Below are 12,396 nucleotides of genomic sequence, written 5' to 3'. Positions count from 1 at the left end.
CGGAGCGGGATGCCTACGTGGCGGCCGCCGTGGTGGCCGCGTGGTCACGGACGCGCGGGTGCACCGTGAAGCCACTGGGTTTGAGCGTCAGTGATTCCACGATCTTCAGCTCGTAACCCGGGTCGGCTTCGAAGTCGTAGCGGCGCAGGACCAAACCGAGCGCCAGCACGGCTTCGTGGAGGGCGAACTGCCGTCCGATGCAGGCTCGTTCGCCTGTGCCGAAAGGTTTGTACGCCTGGGCCGGGCGCTTGCGCACCGCGGCCGGTTCGAAGCGGTCCGGGTCGAACGTCTCCGGGTCGGTCCACACCGCCGGGTCGCGGTGGACGAGGGGGAGCGGCACGATCACCCAGTCGCCCTTGCGCATCGGGTACTTGCCGCCGAGCACGACGTCTTCGCGGGCTTCGCGCGCATACCCGGGCGCGGTGGGCCACAGCCGCATCGCCTCGTCGAGCACGCGGCGCATGTAGCGCAGCCTGGCCACGTCGCCGAATTCCGGTTCGCGCTCGCCCCAGACCGCGTCGACCTCGGCGCGCGCCTTCGCGAGCAGCTCGGGGTGGCGTGTCAGGTAGTACAGGGCGAACGACAGCGCGCCGGACGTCGTTTCGTGGCCCGCGACGACGAACGTGATGGCCTGGTTGCGGATGTTCACCGGGTCCAGGCGCTCGCCGGTCATCGGGTGGCCTTCGGTGAGCATCAGGCCCAGCAGGTCCCGGCTCTCGCCGCCTTCGCGACGGCGGGCTTCGATGACCTCGTCGACCAGGTTCGTCATGGTTGCGATGTCGGCCCGGTTCTGCGCGGGCGACCCGGCGAACGTGCGCCGCACGAACGGGAGCTTGACGTTCTGCAGCTGCGCGAACCGCAGCGCGCGGATCATCGCCGTGACGAACGGGTGCGGTTCGGCGCGCTCGAACGACCCGAACCGGTAGCCGAAGCCGGCGCGGCCGATCGTCTCCAGCGTCAGCCGGGTCATGTCGGCGGCGACGTCGACCGGGCCGGCGGCGCGGTCCCAGGCCTCCGTCAGCTCGTGCGCGACCTCCAGCATCACGGGGTGGTAACGGCGCATCGCGTCGGCCGAGAACGCCGGCTGCAGGATGTCGTGAGCCAGCCGCCAGTTCGGCTCGTTCGTGTGGGCGGTGAAGAGCCCGTCGCCCGCCACCGCGCGCAGGCCCTCGACGCCAAGGCCGACGTGCTTGCCGAATTTCGTTTCGTCGTTGAGCTGCGTGACCAGGTCGACGCCGCCGGCGAAGACGATCTCGATGCCGAAGATCTTGCGGGTGAAGATCGGGCCCAGCCGCTTGCCGATGCGCAGGGTGTGCTGCAGCGGCGTACGCGGGTTGGCGCCGATCAGGTCGCCGATCACCGGCAGCCGGCCCGGCCGGTGCGGAATCCCGGTGGTGTCCACGGGTGCCCCCTATTGAATTCAGATCCAATAGGGCCCACGATCCCGCGCTGTTGAACCCGTGTCAAGTAAGCTCGGGGGATGCGGACGCGCCTGAGCACGGAGCAGCGGCGCGAGCAGCTCCTGGGCATCGGCGCGAGGCTGTTCGCGAACCGGCCGTACGACGAGGTGTGGATCGAGGAGGTGGCCGAGATCGCGCAGGTCTCGCGCGGCCTGCTGTACCACTACTTCCCGACGAAGAAGGACTTCTTCGCCGAGATCCTCCGCAAGCAGCGCGACCAGCTCCTGGCGATAAGCGAGCCCGACCCGGCGCTGCCGGTGGCCGAGCAGCTGCGGGCCGGGCTGGACGTCTACCTCGAGTTCGCCCGCACCCACCCGGACGGCTGCCGCATCGTCTACCGCAGCGCCCGCGACGCCGACCGCGAGATCCGGGAGATCCGCGAAGCCGGCATGGCGGCGAACGCCGAACGCATCCTCGCCGCGGTGAGCCTGCTTCGCCCGGTCACCGAAACCACCCGCCTGGCCGTGCGCGGCTGGCTGGCCTTCCTCGCCAAGCTGATCCTCGATTGGCTCGACGAACCGAAAGTCACGCAGGAGGAACTGCGCGACCTCTGCGTCCGCACCCTGTTCGCCGCGGTCGACGTCACCCCCTGACCGCAGACGATCTCCGGCCGGCTCGTGCGGCGCTGCCGGTGGATCGGTCGGGCATCGCCAGGTCGTGCGCGGGCTTGGAGTTCGGCCAGCCCGCCGGCCGGAGCGCGATCGAGATTTCCCCCGGGCACCGGGACGGTCCGGCCGTCGGCGACCGAGGCCGTGCTGCTCCGGGCGTCGGCTGAGGTCTCGCCGATGATCGGCGCCCACTCGCGCAGGGCGGTGATGGTCACGCCGGGGGCGGCGTAGTACGGATCGGCGGCCAGGCCCGCGCAGTGGGTGCGGAACACCCGGCAGGGCGCCGCGGGACCGGTTCCAGGGTCGTCTGTCGGGTACACAGCACGGCTTGGCCGAGGCCATCGGTGCGACCAGGGTTTCGGTCAACCGTGCGCTGAAAACGCTGGCCGCAGGGGAGCTCGTCCGCGTTGAGCCCGGGTGCTGTGGTGATCCTCGCGGCGGAACTGCCGGAGTGAAGATGGTCAGGTGGCAACGAATCGATAGAACTGTCGGAAAATGGACAACGAACACCGGTTTTGTGTGATTGATGTCTTATCGGCTTGTTTTTCGTTGAGGCTGAGCCAAGATCTGTTTTCCGAATAGGCACGCTAAGCTGTGACGCACTGTCGTCCGATAGTCACGCGAATTGATGATCTGTGTCCATTGCCACGGACGCTGTACATTCGCCGTTTCCTGTTCGTAACCTCCACGTGCTTTCGCGGTGACCTGCGATCTACCCCGAGGATCAGCGGCCGGAAGCCACCGCGAACCACCGTCGCCTGCGACCCTGATTGGGCGCGAAAGACGGGCTCTCGGTGTGAGAGTGAGAAGGAGCCCACCCATCGTGGGACGTCACAGCAAACCCAGCAACACGAAGACTCTTCTGAAGCGCACCGGTGCGACCGCGGCTCTCGCGGGCGCCGCGCTCGGCGGGATCGGCATCGCCGGCGCCGGCGCGGCCAACGCCTTCCCCGGGCAGGCCGGCATCGTCAAGTGCGAGAGCTCCGGCAACCCGACGGCGGTCAACAACACCGCGGCGGGCCAGCGCGCCGGCCGCCCCGCCGGTCTGTTCCAGATCGTGACGAAGACCTGGCTCGCCAACGGCGGTGGCCAGTTCGCCTCGACCGCGGACCGGGCCACCCCGGCCCAGCAGCAGATCGTCGCGGACCGGATCTTCGCGAAGTCGGGCACCGCGCCGTGGGAGTGCCACGGCGGCTCCGGCCCGGCCGCGTTCTCCAACTTCGCCGGCCAGGGTGGCGGCGGTGCGGCCTCGGAAGAGGCGGCGACCGCCCACACCAAGAAGTCCAAGGCCGCGCCGAAGGCGCAGACCCGGGTCAAGTCCAAGGCGCAGGCCAAGCCCCAGGGCAAGCCCCAGGTCAAGCCTAAGGCCAAGCCGCAGGCGAAGGCCGCTGCTGCGGCCGGCGCGACGCGCTCCAACCCGAACGGCGACTACACCGTCGTCGCGGGCGACACCTTGTCGGGCATCGCCAAGAAGCTCGGTGTCTCCGGCGGCTACCAGCGGCTGCAGCAGCTGAACGCGTCGTACATCCCGAACGCCAACCTGATCCTGGTCGGCCAGAAGATCGCGACCAAGTAGCAGGGGCACGGACCGCCGATCGCGTCCGCATCGCTTTCCCCCGGGTGATGCGGACGCGGACGGCGAGCCGCCGGTGCTCCTCGCGGACGGTGCGCTCGGGCGCCGCCGGCGAGCCTTCCCGGCGGCCGGTAGCGGTGTAGGCGGGCCCACGTGATGGGAACACCGACCCGCCTACACCGCGCGTTCGGCCGGCCGTCGTCCACACGGTTCTGCGCCACGACCGGCCGCGGCCACCGGTTCGCGTTTTCGTTGGCCGGTGGAGCCGAGGAGTGCGAAGTGGACAGCCATCGGCAGTGGATTTCGAGCACACCAACCTGTTCGGCGCCAGGAGTGCGCCGTCGCGGGCTCGTCACCGCAGAGTGGCGGTGAGGAAGTCGGCGGCGACGCCGGTGAGCCGGGTGGGAGTGGGTCCTGGCCGGGCGTGTCGAGGGTGTGGCCTTTGCCGTGGACCGGGACGAAGGTGACCGGCACGCCGGCCGCCCGCAGCCGGGCCGCGAACTCCGGCCGACTGCGGCCGGACGAAGTCCTCGTCGCCCTGGAGGATCAGCGCCGGCGCCGCGTGCGGCGTCACGTAGCGGCCCGGGCTGACCGAGCGCCGGGTGGCCGGGTCGTCGCCGAGTCCGATGTGGACGATGAGGCGCTGCCCGGGACCGGCGGCGTCCAGGTGGGTGAGATCAGCCGGCCCGAACATGTCGACCACCGCAGCCACCGAGGTGGTCCGGTCGACGGAAGCGGCCGTGCCGGGCAGCGCGCACAGCGTGCCTCCGGTGCTGCTGCCCCACACACCGATCCGGGCGGGGTCGATGCGCAGTTCACCGGCGTGGGCCTTGACGAATCGGATGGTGCACCGGGCGTCGTCGATCGGCACGGGCCAGGACGCGACCGGCAGCAGGCGGTAGTCGGTCGACGCGACGACGAAACCGCGGGCCGTGAGCTCCCGTCGCAACGGCGGGAAGAGCGCGCCGCCGGAGTTGGCGAGCGCGGCTCCGGGGCCGTCGGGTTCGCGGTCGCCGAGCAGGAACACTCCGCCGTGCAGATGCGCGGCTACCGGCGTAGGCCGGGCGCCTGCGGGGGTGTAGAGGTCCAGCGGGATCCCGCCCGGGCAGCAATAGTCCACAGTCGGGACATCGGCGCTCGACCTCGCGCCGGCCGCGGCGGTCACGGCACCGGCGGCGGTGGCGAGCACCAGGACGCCGACCGGCCCGAAGGCCAGCGACGCGGTCACCCGCCGCGCGCGGTGCCGGCTGGGGTGCGGCCGATCGAAGGCGATGATCAGGAAACCCCGCAGCGCGAATGCCTGCAGCGCGGCGGCCAGTCGATCGGTGCCACCGAAGGCGGCGTCCGCCGCTTGCCACGGGCTCGGGCCCGGCAGTAGGTCCGCCACATGATCGAGCACCCGGACCACGAGCCCGGTGCCCGCCGCGAGGGGCACACTGCGCCCGCGGGAGCGAACCCACCTGGGCGGCAGCGACGAGGGCCGACAGAATCGCTTACGCCGGAGTGACATCCCACAGCACGGGGACGGTCGCGGCCTGGATCGCGGCGGCACCGAGCGCGGTGAGCGCCCCCAGGGTCAGCAGGGGTCCAGGCCGGTTCAGTCCGGGCTCCGGGCGAGTTCACTTCGCACGACGAACGCAAGCCAGGCGCCGGCGAGCAGCCCCAGGACTCCACCGGCGAGGCGGATCGAGTGGATCGGCACCGGGATGGAGATCAGCACCCCGGACACCGCCGCGGTGACGACCGCCGCGCGGGACACGGTCGTGGACCGCCACAGCGCGACGCAGAACAGCAGCAGGCCGATCGGCACCAGCACGGCCGGGTACAGCACCGCGCCACGACCGCGAACGGTAAGTCCTCGGCCTCGTGGCCCGCGGCCGTTCCAACGACGACCTCGCCCGCGAGCTGCACGTCAGCCCTCTCACGGCGAAAACGCACATCGCCCGCATCATGACCAAGCTCGACGCCCACGACCGGGCCCAGCTGGTCATCGCCGCGTACGAAACCGGGCTGGTGACGCCGGGAACCCCGTGACCCGTGGCAGCCGAGGAGAGCTCACGCGTCGCGGTCAGTAGGTGTAGCCACCGCCGGTGGAGGCCGTGCCGTTCCCGGTGGCCGGCGGTACGGACCCGCCCGTGATCACGAGCGCGTGCCACGTGCCCATGACACCGTCGCCCTTCGTCTGCCCGGGAGCGGTGTCCTGCGCGAAGGTGTAGACCGGCTTGCCGTTGTACGTCGCCTGCTCGATGCCGTCGGATCGGCTGATGGTGGCGAGCTGCCCGGGCAAGCTCACCGCGTTGGCCGCCTGCGCCTTGCCGACGACCGGTGGCCACAGGGATTTGCAGCCGTTGTCGGTGCAGGCGGACATGCCGTTCTTGTCCTCGTCGAAGGTGTAGAGCGTGAATCCCTGGGCGTTGGTGAGAACGGTGCCGAGCGAAGTGTTCGTCTCGCCCAGCGTCGCGGGCGCGGGCGCCGCGGAGGCGGAGCCTTGCGACGCGCCCGGCATGGGAGCCGGGCCGGCCGAGCCCCCACTGCCGCACGCGGCCATGCCGGTCATGGCGGCGGCCGCGGTGCCGGTGATGGCGAGAACCCTGAGGTGTTTCATGCTGTTCGTCCTTGTCGTTCGAGTGCCCCTCACCCGAATCCACGACGTGCCCCGGTTCCGGGTTCACCCCGGAACCCCGCGGGGGACGCAGATCACAGCTGTAAGTCTACTGTGGACTGTCCACGGTGAACTGTGTCACTACGAGAAATTCGTGCTTCACCTTCGTCAGGCGGATTCCGTTGTGTCGCCGGCAATCCGGTTCGCGCGGATCACCCTCGATCGCCCCGGTGCGACCGGTCGGCGGCCGTCACAGTCGTCGCGCGAGTCAGCGCGTGGGCAGCGAACAACGCGGGCAGCCCGAGCGCGGCGAACAGCAGCCAGTCGCTGTCGGTCCGGGCGATCACCACCCACTGGACGGCCACGACGACACCGGCGTTGACCACCACCCGGCCGGTCAGTGATGCCGGCCGGGCGGCTTCGGCGGCGCCCCGCTCCCGCCGGGCGCCGACGCGCCAGACCCACAGCACGAGCAGGACTCCGACGCCGACGAGCAGCTGCGCGGGCGTCACACTGAGGTCGTTCATCATCCACCCCGATCGATTCGGACAGCGGTGCCCCGCGGTTCGCAGGGGTTTCCGGCTGAGGTTTCTCAGGATCCTCGTGGGCTCCCGGCGCTGGCAAAATTTCCCACCAAATCCGATCAGTGCTGGTCAGGAGGGTGGCTGGGGCGTCGGGCATCATGGTGGCCGGCCCGCTGCGGCGCCGGCACCGACGAGGAGGCTCGACTGTGACGACCGCTCACCCGGCGCCGTTCGGCGAACCTCCCGCACCCGGACAGCCCGCATCCCCACCCGAGTTCGCGGTCAGGTTGCAAGCCCTGCACACGTGGTCCACGGTGCGGCTGCGCGCGCTGCCGGCACTGGTCGAGACCGAGATGAGGATGCGCGGCGTCGCGCCGGCCGCGGCCAAGTGCGCGTACGGGACCGCGCGGGAGATCTTCCGGGCCCATCCCCGGCGGTACAATGAGACGCTGCTCTTCGATGTCATCCGCGCCTTGCTGAGAACCGCGTACCCGGCGGCGGAGACCCTCGAACGGCAGGTCGCGCGCTGGCGGGAGAGCTACCACCGAGCCCGCGGGCGATACCCCGGGAAGGCGGTGTTCCCCGGGTTCTCGATCGGCCCGCTCACCACGAGCTGTCAGCTCCTGGAGGGAAACGGCGAACGGGCGATCTCCGAAACCGACGTGCGGGTCATCGTGACCCCCAGGAGGTATCCCTGCCGCCGACCGTCGCATACCTGAGAGACGAGGTGATCAAGCAGCAGCATGCCCGCCGGGACGCGGGACTGGACTATTGCTGGGCGGGGCCGCGGTTCGCCGTCCACGACTTCGTGGTGACCCGCCGCGGGGTGCGCGAACTGTCCGAGGTGACGCTCCACCTCAAGTACTCCGATTACTACACCTTCCTGGCGACGCAACTGCTGGACAAGCCGCTGCCCGGTGGCAACACGCTGCGCAACCTCTACCGCGCCGGACGCGATCCCCGGGAAAGCCCGGATTTCATGCGATCAGCTTCGGGCTCAACGTCGCCGTCGTCACCGCGGACGGGTGGCTGGTGGTCGCGCGGCGCAGCGACCGCGTCGGAGTCGGGGAAGGCGAGTGGAACTCGTCGGCCAACGAAGGGTTGCACCGTGAGTTCGACTCGCCCGGCGGCGAGGCGCCCCAGCTCTTTCGCGCCGCCGAACGCGGACTCGCCGAAGAGTTGCAGCTGCGGCCCGACCAGTACGACCTCAAGCTGCTCCCCTTCGCCGTGGTCACCGAGAACTCTCAGTGGTGCTGCTTCTTCCTCGCGACGCTGGGAAGGATGACCAGGCGCCAGTTCGAACAGAACGTCGGCCGGGGTGTCCAGGACGCCTTCGAACACCGCGGTTTCGACTTCGTGGAGTTCGAGCCGGCCTCGACGATCCCCTACCTGCTGCGGCCCGATCGGCGCGACGCATGGGCTCCCGCGGCTCCGGTGTTGTTCTACCTGTCATTGGTGCACGTCCACGGCCGGTGGGCCACCGACCAGGTCATCGAGGAACTGGAGCGCGAGGGCTCGCGGAGTAGCGTCCGGAAAGTCAGCCGTTGTCCAGACCGTACCGGCGGATCCGTTTGTACAACGTCCCTCTCGACATCCTCAGGCGGGCCGCCGCGGCCGTCTTGTTCCCCCGGCACGCCACGAGAACTTCCCGGATGATGTCCGCTTCCGCGTCCTCCAGCGGGTTTTCCCGTTCCGCCAGCGACGAAGTCTTGAACAGCAGCACGCACCCGTCCTCGAAGCGCCCCGGCGTGACCGGCCGGACGGCGGCGAAGCGGCCGTCCGGCAAGCTCAGTTCGGTCGCCGACGGGCCCGCCTCGCGCAAGGCCGCCCACAGCGTCGCGCGGTCCGGCAGAACCGTCGACGGACCCGTGTCGCTGATCAGGATCTCGTTGTCGAGGGTGAGCACGGTGGCGCCGGGGATCGAGCGGAACGTCATGTGGGCGTCGACGAGGCGGCGCTGGCGGGGCGTGGCCGCGTCGCGGAGGGCGGAACGCAGGCGTTCGGCGAAGGCGATGACAGCCGCCATCACGAAGCGATTCGTGTGTTCGGCGCGGCAGCACACGTTGACCGAACCCAGGAGCAGCCGGGTGACCGGGTCGACGATGGGCGCGGTGGCGCACGTGTACGGGTGCCAGGCCTGCTTGAAGTGCTCCGCACCGACCACCATGGAGACGGAGCGCACGGCCATGGACAGGCCGACGCCGCAGGTGCCGACGCCGTCCTCGACGTAGCGGTGGCCGGGTTCCACTTCGACCTGCTGCAGGTCGCGGCGGAGGGCGGGATCGGATTCCCAGCGCCAGGTCAGGGTGCCGCGCGGGTCGACGACCGCCACGGACGCGGCGTCGCCGACCAGCAGATCCGCGGTGCCGGGGATGATCCGGCTGCCGACGGCCACCAGCAGAGCCTCGGGGTCGTAGTCGGCGGCGTCGAGGTCGAGGCGTTCGGGGTCGACGCCGGATCGGCGCGACCGCAGCCACGATTCCTCGATCTCGGGGCGCGCGAAGCCGCGGCGGTCGGCTTCGAGGAACTGTTGCCAGACGTCCGAGGATGGCACAGGCGGCTCCTCTCCGGGCGTCCTCGCCTGGGCACACCGAGTGTGCAGGACCCGCACGCGGCGGTGCCAGCCCCCGATCGGGCGGGGTGTTCAACTTTTGGACGGTTCCGCCTCGAGCGTCACGTGAGGCAGCACACCGGCGTTACCGTCGCCGAAGCGATCACCCGGCCGCCCCCGCCAGGACCGGTCAAGCCCAGTCAAGGAGGACTGCTCATGCGTTTCGGCGTCTTCATGGCCCCGTTCCACGCCTCACCGGTCAAGAGCCCGGTGGCGGCCCTGGCGCGCGACCTCGAGACGATCAAACTGCTCGACCGGCTGGGCTACGACGAAGCCTGGATCGGCGAGCACCACTCGTGCGGCGTCGAACTCATCGCGAGCCCCGAGATCTTCATCGCCCACGTCGCGGCCCAGACCAAGTCCATCAAGCTCGGCACAGGTGTGCTCTCGTTGCCCTACCACAACCCGCTGTGGGTGGCCGACCGCGCTATCCTGCTCGATCACCTGACCCGGGGCCGGTTCATGCTCGGCCTCGGCCCGGGTTCGCTGCCGACGGACGCGTCGATGATCGGGCTCGACCCCCTCAGCCAGCGGGGCGCGCTGGAAGAGGACACCGACGTCCTGGTGCAGCTGCTCAACGGCGAAGAGCCCGTGACGATCAAGACCGCCCGCTACGAACTGCGCGAGGCGCTGTGCCAGCTGCGCCCGTACACCCAGGGCGGACTGGAGGTCGGGGTCGCGGCGATCGCCTCGCCGTCGGGGCCGCGCATCGCGGGCAAGCACGGGCTCAGCCTGCTGTCGATCGGGGCGACGATGACGGGCGACCTCGATCTGCTGGCCCAGCACTGGGACGTCGCCGAGGAACGCGCCGCGCGGTTCGGCGCCACGATGGACCGCGGCGGGTGGCGCCTGGTCGGCCCGATGCACCTCGCCGAGACGAAGGAACAGGCCTACGCCGAGGTCGAGCACGGCCTCGACGACTGGTGCAATTACCTGCAGCACGTCGCCGCCGTCCCGCACTTCGAGCCCGGCGGGGCGACGTTCACCGAGCGGGTCGACTGGATCAACGCCAGCGGCATCGGCGTCATCGGCACGCCGGAGGACGCGATCCGCCAGATCAGCCTGCTCGACGAGCAGTCCAAGGGCGGGTTCGGTGCCTACTTGATGATGGCGCACGAGTGGGCGAACCCGGCCGCCACGGCACGGCACTACGAACTGTTCGCCGAGGCCGTCGCGCCGCACTTCCAGCAGCAGCTGGACCGCCTCGCCACCACGGAAGCGCAGGCCAGGAAGCTGCGCACCGAGCTGCACCAGCGGCAGGGCCAGGCACTGGAGGAGGCCAAGGCGCGCCACGCGGCGGAGAAGAACGCCCAGCCGGCATAGCGGTCGACGGCGAAGCGGGGGCCGAGCGAGGGCTCGGCCCCCGCTTCGCTGCGCGCGGGTGACGTTGGTCCCTCGCCGCGGTGCCTTGTGACCGGCGCGCCCGGCGGCGCTCGCGCGGTTGGCTGACGGGTGGTCAGTGTGAATCGTGGGAGCGGAGGGCCCGATGAACACGAGCACGACACCCGTCGCCGCGGTGATGACGCCGAAGCCGGTGTGCGCGCGGCTGGACACGCCGGTCAAGGAGATCGCGGAAACCCTCACCCGCCGCGGGATCAGCGCGGTGGCGGTGGTCGACCGCCAGGGTCTGATCGCCGGCGTGGTGTCCGAATTCGACCTCGTGCGGCTGCTGCGCGAAGACCGTCGCCACCACTGGTGGCAGCGTGCTTCGGCGCCGTCGCGCACGGCCCAGGACGTGATGTCGAGCCCGGCTCGGACCGTGGCGGCCGGGGAACCGGTCTGCGACGTGGCGGCCCGGTTCACCCAGACCGGGCTGCGGCGGCTGTTCGTCGTCGCGGACGGGCGGCCGGTGGGGGTCGTCGCACGCCGCGATCTGATCGGGTTGTTCTCGCGGCCGGACACCGACATCGACCACGAGGTGACGACGCTGCTGTGGAAGGCGCTGCAGCTCGGACCGGAACGGGCGCGCGCGATGGTTCACGCCGGGGTCGTGACCGTGGCGGGCCGGGTCGAACGGCGCAGTGAGATCGCGGCCGTGACCCGCCTGATCGAAGCGGTGCCCGGTGTGGTCGAGGTCCGCAACGGCCTCGACTTCGTGTGGGACGACGTGGCCTGATGGGCGGCAAGAACCCGGCCGGACGGCTCCCGCGCGCCGTGTACGAGCAGGAACTCGCCCGGCTGCAGATCGAGCTGGTGAAGCTTCAGGAATGGGTGCGCGCCGAGGGCGCCCGGATCGTGGTGGTGTTCGAGGGTCGCGACGCCGCGGGGAAGGGCAGCACGATCAAGCGGGTCACCGAGCACCTCAACCCCCGCGTCGCGCGGATCGAGGCCCTGCCGAAACCGACCGAGCGCGAGCGCACGCAGTGGTACTTCCAGCGGTACGTGGACCTGCTGCCCGCCGCCGGCGAGATCGTGCTGTTCGACCGCAGCTGGTACAACCGTGCCGGCGTGGAACGGATCCTCGGGTTCTGCACCGCGGACGAGTACCGTCGGTTCCTGCAGCAGTGCCCGATCTTCGAGCGCCTGCTCGTGGGCGACGGCATCCTGCTGCGCAAGTACTGGTTCTCGGTCAGCCGCGACGAGCAGGAACGCCGGTTCCGGGCCCGCATCGAGGACCCGCTGCGGCGCTGGAAGCTGTCCACAGTGGACCTGGAGTCGGTGACGCGCTGGGACGACTACTCCCGGGCCAAGGACGACATGTTCGTGCACACCGACATCCCCGAGGCGCCGTGGTACGTCGTCGACAGCGACCAGAAGCGCCGGGGGCGGATCAACATGATCGCGCACTTGCTCGGGAGCGTGCCCTACTACGAGGTGCCGCGCGAACCCGTCAGCCTGCCACCACGGCCGCGCGACCGCGGGTACGAGCGCACCGACCGGCGGCTGCAGCGCGAGGTGCCTGACCACGCGGCGACGCTGCTGAAGGCTCTTTCGTCCCACCCGGACGGGACCTCGGCCCCTGACCACGCCGCCCGCGGCTGAGGGACGGTGGGACTCGTCGGCCGAAGACACGAGGAG

At 70.5% G+C, this 12,396-nt stretch carries 13 protein-coding genes and 1 pseudogene; 7 read left to right on the top strand and 7 right to left on the bottom strand.

The window, feature by feature from the left end:
* Window positions 1-13: 13 nt before the first annotated feature.
* Window positions 14-1,402, bottom strand: a complete 1,389-nt coding sequence (locus I6J71_RS22585; protein ID WP_204096513.1) for a cytochrome P450 — start codon at window positions 1,400-1,402, stop codon at window positions 14-16.
* A 78-nt stretch (window positions 1,403-1,480) separates the two neighbouring features.
* Here I6J71_RS22585 and I6J71_RS22580 point away from each other — a divergent pair, with 78 nt between their 5' ends.
* Together I6J71_RS22580 and I6J71_RS22575 are read left to right on the top strand one after the other, a co-directional pair.
* On the top strand, window positions 1,481-2,053 hold the full coding sequence (locus I6J71_RS22580) for a TetR/AcrR family transcriptional regulator (protein WP_204096512.1): 573 nt from the start codon (window positions 1,481-1,483) through the stop codon (window positions 2,051-2,053).
* 838 nt (window positions 2,054-2,891) lie between these two features.
* Window positions 2,892-3,644: a transglycosylase family protein gene (locus I6J71_RS22575; protein WP_204096511.1), complete on the top strand. Its 753-nt coding sequence runs from the start codon at window positions 2,892-2,894 to the stop codon at window positions 3,642-3,644.
* Window positions 3,645-3,993: 349 nt separating this feature from the next.
* Here the strand turns inward: I6J71_RS22575 and I6J71_RS22570 are convergent, their stop codons facing one another.
* Both I6J71_RS22570 and I6J71_RS22565 read right to left on the bottom strand, forming a co-directional pair.
* Window positions 3,994-5,040 (bottom strand): alpha/beta hydrolase, encoded by a 1,047-nt coding sequence (locus I6J71_RS22570; RefSeq protein ID WP_204096510.1) that lies wholly within the window; start codon window positions 5,038-5,040, stop codon window positions 3,994-3,996.
* Between the two features lie 198 nt (window positions 5,041-5,238).
* The gene (locus I6J71_RS22565) at window positions 5,239-5,472 is read right to left on the bottom strand and encodes a hypothetical protein (RefSeq protein WP_204096509.1); all 234 of its coding nucleotides are present in this window, start codon (window positions 5,470-5,472) and stop codon (window positions 5,239-5,241) included.
* Window positions 5,473-5,480: 8 nt separating this feature from the next.
* Between I6J71_RS22565 and I6J71_RS22560 the strand changes: the two are divergent.
* Window positions 5,481-5,675, top strand: a pseudogene (locus I6J71_RS22560) (response regulator transcription factor); the annotation flags it as partial.
* A 34-nt stretch (window positions 5,676-5,709) separates the two neighbouring features.
* Here the strand turns inward: I6J71_RS22560 and I6J71_RS22555 are convergent.
* Both I6J71_RS22555 and I6J71_RS22550 read right to left on the bottom strand, forming a co-directional pair.
* Entirely contained in the window at window positions 5,710-6,246 is a 537-nt protein-coding gene (locus tag I6J71_RS22555) for a hypothetical protein (RefSeq protein WP_204096508.1), read from the bottom strand.
* Window positions 6,247-6,455: 209 nt separating this feature from the next.
* Complete coding sequence (locus I6J71_RS22550) at window positions 6,456-6,770, bottom strand: hypothetical protein (RefSeq protein WP_204096507.1); 315 nt, start codon at window positions 6,768-6,770, stop codon at window positions 6,456-6,458.
* Between the two features lie 311 nt (window positions 6,771-7,081).
* Between I6J71_RS22550 and I6J71_RS22545 the strand changes: the two genes are divergently transcribed.
* Window positions 7,082-7,486 carry a hypothetical protein gene (locus I6J71_RS22545; protein WP_204096506.1) on the top strand — a complete coding sequence of 135 codons (405 nt, stop codon included), beginning with the start codon at window positions 7,082-7,084 and terminating at the stop codon, window positions 7,484-7,486.
* Between the two features lie 220 nt (window positions 7,487-7,706).
* On the opposite strand, the gene I6J71_RS22540 is transcribed toward I6J71_RS22545, so the two are convergent.
* Window positions 7,707-8,108 (bottom strand): hypothetical protein, encoded by a 402-nt coding sequence (locus I6J71_RS22540; RefSeq protein WP_204096505.1) that lies wholly within the window; start codon window positions 8,106-8,108, stop codon window positions 7,707-7,709.
* A 196-nt stretch (window positions 8,109-8,304) separates the two neighbouring features.
* On the bottom strand, window positions 8,305-9,321 hold the full coding sequence (locus I6J71_RS22535; RefSeq protein ID WP_204096504.1) for a helix-turn-helix domain-containing protein: 1,017 nt from the start codon (window positions 9,319-9,321) through the stop codon (window positions 8,305-8,307).
* 213 nt (window positions 9,322-9,534) lie between these two features.
* On the opposite strand from I6J71_RS22535, the gene I6J71_RS22530 reads away from it, so the two are divergent.
* The 3 genes from I6J71_RS22530 (at window position 9,535) to ppk2 (ending at window position 12,360) form a co-directional block, all read left to right on the top strand.
* Entirely contained in the window at window positions 9,535-10,701 is a 1,167-nt protein-coding gene (locus I6J71_RS22530; RefSeq protein ID WP_204096503.1) for an LLM class flavin-dependent oxidoreductase, read from the top strand.
* 163 nt (window positions 10,702-10,864) lie between these two features.
* Entirely contained in the window at window positions 10,865-11,494 is a 630-nt protein-coding gene (locus tag I6J71_RS22525; RefSeq protein ID WP_204096502.1) for a CBS domain-containing protein, read from the top strand.
* Window positions 11,494-12,360 carry a polyphosphate kinase 2 gene (gene ppk2, locus I6J71_RS22520; RefSeq protein ID WP_204096501.1) on the top strand — a complete coding sequence of 289 codons (867 nt, stop codon included), beginning with the start codon at window positions 11,494-11,496 and terminating at the stop codon, window positions 12,358-12,360. Before I6J71_RS22525 ends, ppk2 begins: the two co-directional genes overlap by 1 nt.
* Window positions 12,361-12,396: the final 36 nt, after the last annotated feature.

Origin of the sequence: Amycolatopsis sp. FDAARGOS 1241 (genome assembly GCF_016889705.1) — a bacterium.
Taxonomy (GTDB): Bacteria; Actinomycetota; Actinomycetes; order Mycobacteriales; family Pseudonocardiaceae; genus Amycolatopsis.
This window is presented reverse-complemented; position numbering and strand designations above follow the sequence as displayed.